General features: G+C 68.2%; 10 protein-coding genes. All 10 read left to right on the forward strand.

The window, feature by feature from the left end:
• Positions 1-481 precede the first annotated feature (481 nt).
• The 10 genes from ACAM42_RS18480 to ACAM42_RS18525 all read left to right on the forward strand — a co-directional run bounded on the left by ACAM42_RS18480 (position 482) and on the right by ACAM42_RS18525 (position 13317).
• The gene (locus tag ACAM42_RS18480) at positions 482-2503 is read left to right on the forward strand and encodes an AAA family ATPase (RefSeq protein ID WP_369628973.1); all 2022 of its coding nucleotides are present in this window, start codon (positions 482-484) and stop codon (positions 2501-2503) included.
• A gap of 43 nt (positions 2504-2546) precedes the next feature.
• Complete coding sequence (argA, locus tag ACAM42_RS18485; protein ID WP_062470199.1) at positions 2547-3893, forward strand: amino-acid N-acetyltransferase; 1347 nt, start codon at positions 2547-2549, stop codon at positions 3891-3893.
• A 31-nt stretch (positions 3894-3924) separates the two neighbouring features.
• Positions 3925-4572, forward strand: a complete 648-nt coding sequence (locus ACAM42_RS18490) for a LysE family translocator (protein WP_369628974.1) — start codon at positions 3925-3927, stop codon at positions 4570-4572.
• Positions 4573-4693: 121 nt separating this feature from the next.
• On the forward strand, positions 4694-5689 hold the full coding sequence (locus tag ACAM42_RS18495; protein WP_369628975.1) for a DUF3829 domain-containing protein: 996 nt from the start codon (positions 4694-4696) through the stop codon (positions 5687-5689).
• 58 nt (positions 5690-5747) lie between these two features.
• Positions 5748-6959 carry a succinyldiaminopimelate transaminase gene (gene dapC, locus ACAM42_RS18500; RefSeq protein WP_369628976.1) on the forward strand — a complete coding sequence of 404 codons (1212 nt, stop codon included), beginning with the start codon at positions 5748-5750 and terminating at the stop codon, positions 6957-6959.
• 49 nt (positions 6960-7008) lie between these two features.
• Positions 7009-7842 carry a 2,3,4,5-tetrahydropyridine-2,6-dicarboxylate N-succinyltransferase gene (dapD, locus tag ACAM42_RS18505; protein ID WP_095745420.1) on the forward strand — a complete coding sequence of 278 codons (834 nt, stop codon included), beginning with the start codon at positions 7009-7011 and terminating at the stop codon, positions 7840-7842.
• A 90-nt stretch (positions 7843-7932) separates the two neighbouring features.
• Positions 7933-9081, forward strand: a complete 1149-nt coding sequence (locus ACAM42_RS18510) for a PilT/PilU family type 4a pilus ATPase (protein WP_062470184.1) — start codon at positions 7933-7935, stop codon at positions 9079-9081.
• A 25-nt stretch (positions 9082-9106) separates the two neighbouring features.
• Positions 9107-10294 carry a succinyl-diaminopimelate desuccinylase gene (gene dapE / locus ACAM42_RS18515; protein WP_369628977.1) on the forward strand — a complete coding sequence of 396 codons (1188 nt, stop codon included), beginning with the start codon at positions 9107-9109 and terminating at the stop codon, positions 10292-10294.
• The gene (gene prmB / locus ACAM42_RS18520) at positions 10291-11172 is read left to right on the forward strand and encodes a 50S ribosomal protein L3 N(5)-glutamine methyltransferase (RefSeq protein ID WP_369628978.1); all 882 of its coding nucleotides are present in this window, start codon (positions 10291-10293) and stop codon (positions 11170-11172) included. The genes dapE and prmB overlap by 4 nt, the downstream gene beginning before the upstream one ends.
• Before the next feature lie 141 nt (positions 11173-11313).
• Positions 11314-13317 (forward strand): ABC-F family ATP-binding cassette domain-containing protein, encoded by a 2004-nt coding sequence (locus ACAM42_RS18525; protein WP_369628979.1) that lies wholly within the window; start codon positions 11314-11316, stop codon positions 13315-13317.
• The last annotated feature ends 61 nt before the right edge of the window (positions 13318-13378 follow it).

The raw sequence follows: 13378 nt of genomic DNA on the forward strand, positions 1-13378 counted from the left end.
AGGGGGGCGGGAGGTGTGAGGGTCGTCAAGGCAAGGCAGTCGTCGGTCGTTGCGCGCGGCGGCAGGCGGGCAAACCGCCAATTATCGCGGGGCCCCGGCGCTGTTGCATGGCATCCACAGCGAGGCCGCATGCAGCAGGTGGCGCAGAAAATTTCGTAAAGACTCTTTACTCTACCGCATGCCGCCGCTACGATCGCGGCCATGACCTCCTTCCTTGCCCCCCTTTCGATGCGCATCCGCTGCGCAAGCCGCGTCCTTGCACGCGGCGGGGTCAAGGCGACCCGCCCGGCCTGACGAAGCCCGCGCGCCGGCTTCAGCTTCCTTCGCGGAACTGAACGCCCATCGCTCGCGCTTCACGGACTGAAGCGCGCCAGCCTGACCCGCACAGCGCCTGCACCACCGCCCTCCTCGCATCTCGCGCGGAGAAGCGGCCGCATTCCTGTTTCCGTGTCCCGAATCATTCGAAGAAAAAAAGAACCTCATGTCGCAACAAGACATTTCCCGCGACCTGCACACCACGCTGGCCGAGCGCACGCGCCACCTGCAGGCCATTGCCCATTCGCTGAAGGCCGAGCTGTTCGGCATCGACGAGATCATCGATCGCGTGATCGATTCGCTGCGCGCCTGGTACGTGCTGCCGCAGCTCATCAGCCGCCCGGTCGTCATCTGCCTGTGGGGCCTGACCGGCACCGGCAAGACGCAGCTCGTGCGGCGCCTGGCGCAGCACCTGGGCTTTTACGACCGCTTCATCGAAGTGCAGATGGACGGCTTCAGCCACGGCTCGGGCCACCGCACCGCCGGCTCGATCTCGGCCATGCTGGCCGAGTCGGGCATCGCCGAGGGTGCGCCCGGCATCCTCGTGCTCGACGAGTTCCAGCGTTTTCGCACCGTGGACGCCAGCGGCAAGGAAGCGCGCGTGGAGCGCTACCAGGACGTGTGGGCGCTGCTCTCGGACGGCCGCCTGCCGCCGTCGCTGTCGGTGCTCAGCGAGATCGAGTCGTCGCTGGCCTGGGCCGAGTACGACCAGGACCGCCGCACCGATGACGACGATGAAGACGAAGAGGAAGACGGCGCCAAGGCTGGCAAGACCAAGCGCAAGCGCCGCCTGCAGCTCTCGCCCTGGGAAGCCCAGGAGTTCAAGCGCTGCCTGAAGCTGCGCGAGTCGCTGCTAGAAATCATGACCTGGAAGCCCGACGAGATCCAGGCGCGGCTGCGCGCCTTCCGCGCCTCGCAGGACAACTGGGAAACCGACTACTCCAAGCTGCTGGTCTTCGTCTCGGGCAACCTCGACGAGATGTACGCCGAGACCGCCAAGCGGGTGGAAGACTGCGACACCGACGCCGACATCTTCCACGCGCTGACGAAGAAGCTCTCGCTCATCGACGTGAAGAAGGCGCTGGCCGAACGCTTCAAGCCCGAGCAGGTGGCGCGGCTGGGCAACAACCACGTGATCTACCCCTCGTTCAGCCGCGCCACCTACGTGCGCCTGATCCTGTCGATCTGCGACCGCTACGTGAGCGAGATCCAGGAAAGCTCGGGCGTGCGCTTCGTGCTCGACGCGAGCGTGTACGAGCAGATCTACGCCAACGCCGTGTTCCCGGCGCAGGGCACGCGGCCGCTGTTCTCATCGATCCACGCGATCCTGAGCGCGACGCTGGTCAACGCCGCGCTGTGGGCGCTCGAACAGGGCGCGCACGGCAGCGAGCCCGTGTGGCTGATGCTCGACCCCGGCGAGGTCACGCCCGGCGGCCCGCGCCTGGTCGCGCGCTTCCGGCTGGCACGGCGCGAGTTCCCGGTGGCGCTGGAGCTGAACCGGCTCAAGCAGCGCGCCAACGCCGACTTCCGTGCGCTGCTCGCGGTGCACGAAGCCGGCCACGGCCTGGTGTACGCCCTGCTCTTCGGCCGCGCGCCGCAGGAGATCCGCATCAACGTGGCCTCGTTCGAGGGCGGCTACAACAGCTACGTGAAACGCAAGGCCTGGTCCAAGCGCAACCTGCTGGACAGCGTGTGCGTGAGCCTGGCCGGCCGCGCGGCCGAGCGGCTGGTGTTCGGCGAATCGGGCTGCACCACCGGCGCCGAGCGCGACCTGATGCAGGCGACCGCGACGGCGGCGCGCCATGTGCGCCACCTGGGCTTCGGCACCCGCTGGAGCCGCACCGACGTGACGACCGATTCGAACGACAACCTGAACACCGACGTGGCCGCCACCAACCGCGAGATCGAGGCCATCCTGGCGCGCGAACACACCCGCGCGCTGGGCCTGCTCGAAGCGCACGCCACCGCCTTCATGGCGGTGGTCGATGCGCTGATGGCGCACGGTTCGATCGCGCCGGACGAGCTCGCCGGACTGCTCGGCCTGCCGCTGGCACCGGCCGCGCCGGCGGGTGCGGCCGAGGCGGCGGTCGAGCCGCTGGACGCCTACGCTGACCAGCTCGAGGCCTTCAAGGCCCGCGGCACGCCCGCCGCGGCCGGGGCCGGCCGACTGCTGCGCGCCCTGGCATGACGCGCTGCACCAAAACCTTGCCAAGAATGCACAATCACGCCCCATGTCCACCGTCTTCAATTTCACCTTCGTGCCCTGGTTCCGCTCGGTCGCGCCCTACATCCACACGCACCGCGGCAAGACCTTCGTGGTCGCGCTCGCGGGTGAGGCCATCGCGGCGGGCAAGCTGCAGAACATCGCGCAGGACCTGGCCCTGATCCAGAGCATGGGCGTCAAGATCGTGCTGGTGCATGGCTTTCGCCCGCAGGTCAACGAGCAGCTGGCGGCCAAGGGCCACGAGGCGAAGTACTCGCACGGCATCCGCATCACCGACGCCGTGGCGTTGGACTCGGCGCAGGAGGCCGCGGGCCAGCTGCGCTACGAGATCGAGGCCGCCTTCAGTCAGGGCCTGCCCAACACGCCCATGGCCGGCTCGACGGTGCGCGTGATCTCGGGCAACTTCATCACCGCGCGCCCCGTGGGCGTGGTCGACGGGGTGGACTTCAAGCACTCGGGCCTGGTGCGCAAGGTGGACGCGGCCGGCATCCGCCGCACGCTCGACTTCGGCGCGATGGTGCTGATGTCGCCCTTCGGCTTCTCACCGACCGGCGAGGCCTTCAACCTGACGATGGAAGAAGTGGCGACCAGCGTGGCCATCTCGATCCAGGCCGACAAGCTGATCTTCCTGACCGAAGTGCCGGGCATCCGCGTGGACAGCGAGCTGCCCGAGAGCGAAGACAACCCGATCGACACCGAGTTGCCACTGGCCGCCGCCGAGAAGCTGCTGGCCTCGCTGCCGCCCGCGCAGAAGCCGACCGACACCGCCTTCTACCTGCAGCACTGCGTGAAGGCCTGCAAGGGCGGCGTGGAGCGCAACCACATCCTGCCGTTCGCGCTCGACGGCTCGCTGCTGCTCGAGATCTACGTCCACGACGGCGTCGGCACCATGGTGATCGACGAGAAACTCGAGAGCCTGCGCGAAGCCACCGTGGACGACATCGGCGGCATCCTGCAGCTCATCGAGCCCTTCGAGCGCGACGGCACGCTGGTCAAGCGCGACCGCACCGAGATCGAGCGCGACGTGGGCCACTACACGGTCATCGAGCACGACGGCGTGATCTTCGGCTGCGCGGCGCTGTACCCGTACCCCGAGGCGAAAACCGCCGAGATGGCCGCGCTCACGGTGTCGCCGCAATCGCAGTCGCAGGGCGACGGCGAACGCATCCTCAAGCGCATCGAGCACCGCGCCAAGGCCATGGGCCTGGAAAGCATCTTCGTGCTCACCACGGTCACGATGCACTGGTTCCTCAAGCGCGGCTTCCAGCAGGTCAACCCCGACTGGCTGCCCGAGGCGCGCAAGCGCAAGTACAACTGGGACCGCAAGAGCCAGGTGCTGGTCAAGAAGATCTGAAGAAGAAACCCATCCGAAGAAAGACGCCCCGATGACGCTCGCCACCGCCCTGCTGTTCGCCATCGTGGCCTTCGCCGCCATCGCCACGCCCGGCCCCACGGTGCTGCTGGCCCTGAGCAACGGCTCGCGCCACGGCGTGCGACGGGCGCTGCCGGGCATGCTCGGCGCGGTGCTGTCCGACTTCGTGCTGGTCGGCGCCGTGGCGCTCGGCCTGGGCGCGCTGCTCGCGGCGTCGGAGTTCTGGTTCTCGATGCTCAAGTGGGTCGGCGCGGTCTACCTGGCCTGGCTCGGGCTGCGCATGCTGCGCTCCCAGGGCGGCTTCCAGCTGCCGAGCGCGGACGCCGCGGCCGCCGTCACGGCGGTCGAAAGCCGGCGCATCTTCTTCAAGTCGTTCCTGGTGGCGGTGACCAACCCCAAGGGCTACATCTTCTGCTCGGCGCTGCTGCCGCAGTTCATCGACCCGACCGCCGCGCAGGCGCCGCAGTACCTGATCATTGCGCTGATCTTCGCGGGGCTGGACATGGCGGTGATGCTGGCCTACGCCTTCGTCGGCGCCCGTGCGATCCGGCTGCTCACGGTATCGGCCACGCGCTGGATCGACCGCGCCTGCGGCGGCATGCTGCTGGCGCTGGCAGGCTCGCTCGCTTTCTACCGACGCAGCGCGGCCACCGCCGTCTGACCATCCCGCCCCCTCGACCGCTGTCCTCAGGCAGCGGCGCGCCTCCCCACGATGTTTTTCCGGCAAGCCGCCGTTCCGCGGCCTGCCCGTGCTGTTTTTTTTCAACGGAGGAAATGAAAGAATGAAGAACTACCAGGCCCTGCTGGGTGCCACCCTCGTCGCCGTGTCGGCGCTCGTCGCGGGCTGCGGCGACAAGACGGACAAGACGGCCCCACCCGCTTCCGCCGAAGCCAAGCCCGCCGCCCCGGCCGGCAACGACCAGCAGCAGCTCGTCGAGAAGTACAACCTCTACGTCGACGTCTCGAACAACCTGCGCACCTCGTTCCAGGAAGCCCGCGAAAGCTACGTGACCGGCCAGGTGCCGCTGCTGCAGGCCAAGGCGCCGCTCACCAGCCTGCGCATCCAGAACGACATCCTGGTCGACCGCTCGGCCAAGAAGCTCGATGCCGCCGCCGCCATCGCCGCGCCGCTGCCCGAGATCGACGAATCGGCCAAGGCCTTCTCGGCCGCGCTCAAGGTGCTGTCGCCGCTGAGCCGCGAGCTGAACGACTACGCCAATTCCAAGGGCTACCTCGCCGACAACGGCGACAAGGCCCGCCAGATGAGCGCCGACTACCTGGCCGCGCTCACCACCGTCGCGCAGGCCGAAGCGGCCTTCGACAAGGGCCTGAGCGCCCGCGACCGGGCGCTCACCAGGGAAGCCTTCGAGAAGGCGCCCAAGGACACCGCCGCCTACTACCGCGCCGGCCTGATCTACCACGGCAAGCTCAACCACGCCGACGCCATGGCGCTGTTCGCCGCGCCCAACGACCCGCAGGCCCTGGCCGCCTTCGAGGCCTCACTGGCGCTGGTGGCCGACTCGGCCGCAGGCTGGAGCAAGAAAACCAGCGAGCAGTCGACCCAGAACGGCAAGAGCTGCAGCGGCGGCATGCTGCAGATCAACGAGTTCATCGGCCAGTCGCGCTCGGTGATCAAGGACACCAAGGACGGCGTGTTCAAGCGCAAGGAAACCGGCGCGATGGCCCGCATGGGCCGCTCGGCCATCGTCGACGCGGCCAACCGCTACAACCAGAACTTCGCCAACATGATCGGCCAGTTCAACCGCCCGCTTTGCTGAGCGGGCCAAGGGGCGCGGGGCGTGCGGGCCGCCCGGCCCGTCGCCGATAATCCGGGGCATGAATCCCTTGCTTGCCAAATTGCAGCCGTACCCGTTCGAGCGGCTGAAGCAGCTGTTCGCGGGCGTCACGCCCGCCCCCGAATTCGCCCCCATCAGCCTGGGCATCGGCGAGCCCAAGCACGCCACGCCGGCCTTCATCAAGGATGCGCTGAGCGCCGGCCTCGGCGCCCTCGCCGCCTACCCGGCCACCGCCGGCGAGCTGAAACTGCGCACCGCCTTCACCCATTGGCTGCATCGCCGCTACAGCCTGACGCTCGACCCCACCACCCAGGTGCTGCCGGTCAACGGCTCGCGCGAGGCGCTGTTCTCGCTCGCCCAGACCGTGGTCGACGCCAGCGCCCAGCCGAAGCCGGTGGTGATGTCGCCCAACCCGTTCTATCAAATCTACGAGGGCGCGGCCCTGCTCTCGGGCGCCGAGCCGTACTACGTGCCCAGCGTGCCCGCGCGCAACTTCGCCGTCGACTGGGACAGCGTGCCGGACGACGTCTGGACCCGCACCCAGCTCGTGTTCGTCTGCTCGCCGGGCAATCCCACGGGCGCGGTGATGTCTCTGGACGAGTGGAAGAAGCTCTTCGCGCTGTCCGACCGCCACGGCTTCGTGATCGCCGCCGACGAGTGCTACAGCGAGATCTACTTCCGCGACGAACCCCCGCTGAGCGGCCTGGAAGCCTCGATGAAGCTCGGCCGGCCCGACTTCAAGAACCTGATCGCGCTCACTTCGCTTTCGAAGCGCAGCAACGTGCCCGGCCTGCGCAGCGGCTTCGTGGCCGGCGACGCGGCCCTCATCAAGGGCTTTCTGCTCTACCGCACCTACCACGGCAGCGCCATGAGCGGCGCCGTGGCCGCCGCCAGCATCGCGGCCTGGGGCGACGAGTCGCACGTGGTCGACAACCGCGCCCAGTACCGCGCCAAGTTCGCCGCCGTCACGCCGCTGCTCGAACCCGTGCTCGACGTGCGCCTGCCCGACGCCAGCTTCTACCTCTGGGCCGGCGTGCCCGAAGTGTGGGCTGGCGACGACGAAGCCTTCGCCCGCGCGCTCTACGCTCAATACAATGTCACGGTTCTGCCGGGGAGCTATCTGGCGCGCGACACCGACCGCAGCGCCAACCCGGGCCGCGGTCGTATCCGCATGGCGCTGGTGGCCGAAACGGCCGAGTGCGTCGAGGCCGCCCAGCGCATCGTCCGGTTCGTCAAAGACGGCCGCCGCTGACCCCCTGTCGCCCCGCTTCCCTGCCCCTTTTTCACCCGAGACTCTCTCCATGACACAGCAACTGCAACAAATCATCGACGCCGCGTGGGAAGACCGCGCCAACATCTCGATCACCGCCGCCCCCGCCGAAGTGCGCGACGCCGTCGAGCACGTGATCACCGAGCTGAACAACGGCAAGCTGCGCGTCGCCACCCGCCAGGGCGTGGGCCAGTGGACCGTGCACCAGTGGATCAAGAAGGCCGTGCTGCTGTCGTTCCGCCTGAAGGACAACGAGCAGATCCAGGCCGGCTCGCTGGGCTTCTACGACAAGGTGCCGACCAAGTTCTCGCACCTGTCGGCCGCCGAGCTGAAGGAATCGGGCGTGCGCATCGTGCCGCCGGCCGTGGCCCGCCGCGGCAGCTTCATCGCCAAGGGCGCGATCCTGATGCCCTCGTACGTGAACATCGGCGCCTACGTGGGTGAAGGCTCCATGGTCGACACCTGGGCCACCGTCGGTTCGTGCGCGCAGGTCGGTGCCAACGTGCACCTGTCGGGCGGCGTGGGCCTGGGCGGCGTGCTCGAGCCGCTGCAAGCCAACCCGACCATCATCGAAGACAACTGCTTCATCGGCGCGCGCTCCGAAGTCGTCGAAGGCGTGATCGTCGAAGAGAACTCGGTGCTGGGCATGGGCGTGTACCTGGGCCAGAGCACCCCGATCTTCAACCGCGACACCGGCGAGATCTCGTACGGCCGCGTGCCCGCCGGCAGCGTGGTCATCAGCGGCAGCCTGCCCAAGAAGACCAAGTCGGGTCAGGACTACAGCACCTACGCCGCGGTCATCGTCAAGACGGTCGACGCGCAGACGCGTTCGAAGACCAGCCTGAACGACCTGCTGCGCGACTAAAAAAAACGCACCCACCACCGGCCGCCTGCTTCACCGCGCGGCCGGTTCGCTTCTTCCCTGAGAAAAAAACAGCACCGAGGAGAGAGACCGATGAACATGATGGAACGGATTCTTCGTTTGATGGCCGAGCGCAAGGCCTCCGACATCTACCTCTCGGCCCACTCCCCGGTGATGATCCGCATCAACGGCAACTGCCTGCCGATCAATGCGCAGGTGCTGCCGCCGACCGCGCCGCTGGCGCTGCTGTCGGAAGTGGTGCCCGAAGCCCGCATCCAGGAACTGGAAAACACGGGCGAACTCAACATGGCCGTCGCCCTCGAAGGCGCCGGCAACTACCGCATCAGCGCCATGCGCCAGCGCGGCAGCTACGCCGTGGTGGTGCGGCACATCGCCTCGGTCATCCCCAGCTTCGACGACCTGAACCTGCCGGACATCCTGAAGTCGCTCATCATGGAAAAGCGCGGGCTGATCCTGATGGTGGGCGCCACCGGCGCGGGCAAGACGACCACGCTGGCCTCGATGCTCGACTACCGCAACGAGCACGCCAGCGGCCACATCCTCACGGTCGAAGAGCCGATCGAGTTCACCTACACCAACAAGAAATCGCTGGTGAACCAGCGCGACGTGGGCAGCGACACCACCTCGCTGCAGGTGGCCCTGAAGAACGCGCTGCGCCAGGCGCCCGACGTGATCCAGATCGGCGAAATTCGCGACCGCGACACCATGACGGCCGCCATCGCCTACGCGCAGTCGGGCCACCTGTGCGTGGCCACGCTGCACGCCAACAACAGCTACCGCGCGCTGAACCGCATCCTGAGCTTCTTCCCGGTCGAGGTGCGCCCCACCCTGCTGGGCGACCTGGGCTCGGCGCTGCGCGCCGTGGTGTCGCAGCGCCTGCTGCGCACGCCGGCCGGCGGGCGTGTGCCCGCGCTCGAAGTCATGCTGAACACCGCGCTGGTGGCCGACCTGATCGAAAAGGGCGACTTCTCCGGCGTCAAGGAGGCCATGGAGCAGTCGATGGCCGAAGGCTCGCAGACCTTCGAGGAAGACATCGCCCGCCTCATCACCGAGGAGCGCGTGACCCGCGAAGAAGGCCTGGCCAACGCCGACTCGCCCACCAACCTGATGTGGCGCCTGCAGAACCGCGACGCGCCCAAGAAGCAGGCCGAGGATCGCGACCTGACCGACCAGCTCGACGAACCCACCTTCACCGACATCACGCTCGACGTGAAGTTCTGACCGCCCCTTAATCCCCGCTCCCTCGATGTCCCGTACGCTCCAGCTCGCCGAACAACTGATCTCGCGCCCTTCCGTCACCCCCGACGACGCGGGTTGCCAACAGATCCTGGGCGAACGCCTCGCCGCGCTGGGCTTCACGCTGGAAACCATCGAGAGCGGCCCGGCCGATTTCCGGGTCACCAACCTCTGGGCCGTGCGCCGCCCCACCAACGGCAAGCCGACCAAGACGCTGGTCTTCGCCGGCCACACCGACGTGGTGCCCACGGGCCCGCTCGACCAGTGGAGCAGCCACCCGTTCACGCCCACGCACCGCGACGGCAAGCTCTACGGCCGCGGCGCCTGCGACATGAAGACCTCGGTCGCGGCCTTCGTGACCTCCATCGAAGAATTCCTGCAGGGCGAGCCCGACCCGGCGCTCACGCTGGCCCTGCTGCTGACCAGCGACGAGGAAGGCCCCGGCGTCGACGGCACCGTGATCGTCTGCAATGCGCTGGCCGCGCGCGGTGAAACCATCGACTACTGCATCGTCGGTGAGCCCACCTCGGTCGCGCGCTGCGGCGACATGATCAAGAACGGCCGTCGCGGCACCATGAGTGGCAAGCTCACGGTGAACGGCGTACAGGGCCACATCGCCTACCCGCACCTGGCGAAGAACCCGGTGCACGCGGTGGCGCCCGCGCTGGCCGAGCTGGTGGCGATCAATGCCGCCGGTGGCTGGGACGCGCAAAGCAACCCCTACTTCCAGCCCACCAGCTGGCAGATCAGCAATTTCCACGCGGGCACCGGCGCGAGCAACGTCATTCCGGGCAGCGCGGTGATCGACTTCAATTTCCGCTTCTCGACCGAATCGACGCCCGAATCGCTGCAGCAGCGCGTGCACGCCGTGCTGGACGCGCACGGCGTCGACTGCACGCTGGCCTGGACCGTCGGCGGCCTGCCCTTCCTGACCACGCCGGGCGAACTCGTCACGGCCGTGCAGGCGGCGATCCGCGAAGAAACCGGCCTGGACACCGAGCTGTCGACCAGCGGCGGCACCAGCGACGCGCGCTTCATCGCCAAGATCTGCAAGCAGGTGGTCGAGTGCGGCCCGGTGAACGCCAGCATCCACAAGATCGACGAGCACATCGAGGTCGCCGAGATCGAGACGCTGAAGAACATCTACCTGCGCACGCTGCGCGGGCTCGACGCGGCGCTTGCGCAAGGCGCGCGATGAGCACGGTCATCGAACTGATCGAAGCCGGCGCCAAGCGGCTCGAAGACGCCGGCGTGGCCTTCGGCCATGGCACCGCCAACGCCTTCGACGAAGCCGCCTGGCTCGTGCTGTGGCGGCTGAAGCAGCCGCTGGACGACCTCGACGCCGTGGCCGACACCCCCGTGTCGCCGGCCGATGCGGCCAAGGTGGCCGCGCTCATCGACGAGCGCATCGCCACGCGCAAGCCCGCCGCCTACCTCACGAAAGAGGCGTGGCTGCAAGGCGTGCCGTTCTACGTGGACGAGCGCGCCATCGTGCCGCGCAGCTTCATTGCCGAGCTCATCGCCGACGGCAGCATCGACTACTGGCTGGGCGAACACACGCAGCGCGTGCTCGACCTGTGCACCGGCAACGGCAGCCTCGCGGTGCTCGCGGCGCTCACCTACCCGGATGTGACGGTCGATGCGGCCGACCTGTCGACCGAAGCACTCGAAGTGGCCGCCATCAACGTCACGCGCCACGCGCTCGACGCGCGCGTCAAGTTGATCGAATCGGACAGCCTGAAGAACGTGCCCGGCACGTACGACCTCGTGCTGTGCAACCCGCCCTACGTGAACAGCGCCAGCATGGCCGCGCTGCCCGCCGAATACCGCGCCGAGCCCGAACTGGCGCTGGCCGGCGGCACCGACGGCATGGATTTCGTGCGGCAGCTGTTCGCCGACGCGCCCGCCCGCATGAGCGAGCAGGCCGTGCTGGTGCTGGAGATCGGCAACGAGCGCGACTACTTCGAGGCGGCGTTTCCGCAGCTCGAGGTGGTCTGGCTCGAAACCTCGGCCGGCGAAGACCAGGTGCTGCTGGTCACCCGGACGGCGCTGCTGGCCGGCGCCGGCGTGCGTTAGCGACGCCCGCCGCCCCCGCTTCACCGCCTTGCACGCAGCCTCCGGGCTGCGCCCCCTTTCATCGGGTGATGTCCGCCTTTGCCCCTTCGCGCCGGCTCGCTGAAGGTCGGACGGGATAATCCCCCCTACGGTTCCTATTTCATGATTACTCTCAAAAACGTCATTCTTCGCCGCAGCGCCAAGAAACTGCTCGACGGCGCCACCGTCAATCTCAACCCCGGCGAAAAGGTCGGCCTGGTGGGACGCAACGGCGCCGGCAAGTCGTCGCTGTTCGCGCTGTTCAACGGCACGCTGCACGAAGACGGCGGCGATTTCTACATTCCCAAGCAGTGGCGCATGGCCCAGGTCGCGCAGGACATGCCCGAGACCGAGGAGTCGGCCACTGACTTCGTGGTCGGCGGCGACACCCGTCTGACCGAGCTGCGCGCCACGCTGGCGGCCATCGAGGCCGCCTACGCCGAGAACCCCGACGACGCCGACATCGGCATGGAGCTGGCCCACGCCTACACCGACCTGGCCGATGCCGGCGAGCACGACGCCGTGCCGCGCGCGCAGGCGCTGGTGCTGGGCCTGGGTTTCAAGTCGCACGAGCTCGACGAGCCCGTCAACAGCTTCTCGGGCGGCTGGCGCATGCGCCTGCAGCTGGCCCGCGCGCTGATGTGCCCGAGCGACCTGCTGCTGCTCGACGAACCGACCAACCACCTGGACCTGGACGCGCTCGTGTGGCTCGAAGCCTGGCTGCAGAAGTACGCCGGCACCATGATCGTCATCAGCCACGACCGCGAGTTTCTCGACGCCGTGACCGACGTCACCCTGCACATCGCCAACGCCCAGCTCACGCGCTACGGCGGCAACTACAGCAAGTTCGAGGACATGCGCGCGCTGCAGATGGAGCAGCAGCAGGTGGCCTTCAGCAAGCAGCAGGACAAGATCGCCCACCTGCAGAAGTTCATCGACCGCTTCAAGGCCAAGGCCAGCAAGGCCAAGCAGGCGCAAAGCCGCGTCAAGGCGCTGGAGCGCATGGAAAAGGTGGCGCCGCTCTTGGCCGAGGCCGACTTCACCTTCGAGTTCAAGGAGCCGGGCAACATCCCGAACCCGATGCTCTCGATCGACAACGCCAGCTTCGGCTACGAGGTCGAGGGCGAAGCGCCCAAGACCATCCTGCGCGGCGTGAGCCGCTCGGTGCTGGCGGGCCAGCGCATCGGCATCCTGGGCGCCAACGGCCAGGGCAAGTCGACGCTGGTGAAGACCATCGCGCGCGAAATGGGCGCGCTGGCCGGCCAGGTCACCGAAGGCAAGGGCCTGAACATCGGCTACTTCGCGCAGCAGGAACTCGACGTGCTGCGCCCGCAGGACAACCCGCTGGAGCACATGGTGCGCATGGCGCGCGAGCTGGGCAGCAATGCCAAGGAAGCCACCGGCGAGCAGGCCCTGCGCGGCTTCCTGGGCAGCTTCAACTTCAGCGGCGACATGGTCAAGCAGCCCGTGGGCACCATGAGCGGCGGCGAAAAGGCCCGCCTCGTGCTCGCGATGATGGTCTGGCAGCGCCCCAACCTGCTGCTGCTGGACGAGCCCACCAACCACCTGGACCTGGCCACCCGCGAGGCCCTGGCCGTGGCGCTCAACGAGTTCGAAGGCACGCTGATGCTGGTGAGCCACGACCGTGCGCTGCTGCGCTCGGTGTGCGACGAGTTCTGGCTCGTGGGCCGCGGCGTTGTCACCGACTTCGACGGCGACCTGGACGACTACCAGCGCTACCTGCTCGACGAGTCCAAGCGCCTGCGCGAAGAGGCCAAGGTGGCCGTGCGCGAAGCGGACGCCGTGGCGGCGGCTGCTGCGGCCGCCGCAGCTGCCGCGTCAGTGAAGAGCAGCAACACCCCCGAGCAGCGCAAGCAGGACGCCCAGGAGCGCCAGCAGCGCAGCGAGCAGGCCAAGCCGCTGAAGAAGGAGATCGCCAAGATCGACGAGCGCATGGCCGCGGCAAGCACCGAGCGCAGCACGCTCGAAGCCCGACTGGCCGAACCGCTGCCGCCCGCCGAGATCGCCGATGCCGGCAAGCGGCTGAAGGCGCTCAACGACGAGATCGCGCAACTCGAAGAACGCTGGCTGGCGCTGTCCGACCAGCTCGAAGCGCTGGCGGCCTAAGCCCCCTGCCCGCGCGCGGCTTCTAAGCCCCCTGCCCGCGCGCGGCTTGCAACCGGCCAGC

It is taken from the genome of Variovorax sp. V35 (genome assembly GCF_041154465.1).
Lineage (GTDB): Bacteria > Pseudomonadota > Gammaproteobacteria > Burkholderiales > Burkholderiaceae_C > Variovorax > Variovorax boronicumulans.

Bases quoted from the DNA above. Each gene is read 5' to 3' on its own strand.
- ACAM42_RS18510 (WP_062470184.1), top strand. From the start codon at position 7,933: ATGAACATGATGGAACGGATTCTTCGTTTGATGGCCGAGCGCAAGGCC.
- ACAM42_RS18480 (WP_369628973.1), top strand. From the start codon at position 482: ATGTCGCAACAAGACATTTCCCGCGACCTGCACACCACGCTGGCCGAG.
- dapC (WP_369628976.1), top strand. From the start codon at position 5,748: ATGAATCCCTTGCTTGCCAAATTGCAGCCGTACCCGTTCGAGCGGCTG.
- dapD (WP_095745420.1), top strand. From the start codon at position 7,009: ATGACACAGCAACTGCAACAAATCATCGACGCCGCGTGGGAAGACCGC.
- argA (WP_062470199.1), top strand. From the start codon at position 2,547: ATGTCCACCGTCTTCAATTTCACCTTCGTGCCCTGGTTCCGCTCGGTC.
- ACAM42_RS18495 (WP_369628975.1), top strand. From the start codon at position 4,694: ATGAAGAACTACCAGGCCCTGCTGGGTGCCACCCTCGTCGCCGTGTCG.
- dapE (WP_369628977.1), top strand. From the start codon at position 9,107: ATGTCCCGTACGCTCCAGCTCGCCGAACAACTGATCTCGCGCCCTTCC.
- ACAM42_RS18490 (WP_369628974.1), top strand. From the start codon at position 3,925: ATGACGCTCGCCACCGCCCTGCTGTTCGCCATCGTGGCCTTCGCCGCC.
- prmB (WP_369628978.1), top strand. From the start codon at position 10,291: ATGAGCACGGTCATCGAACTGATCGAAGCCGGCGCCAAGCGGCTCGAA.
- ACAM42_RS18525 (WP_369628979.1), top strand. From the start codon at position 11,314: ATGATTACTCTCAAAAACGTCATTCTTCGCCGCAGCGCCAAGAAACTG.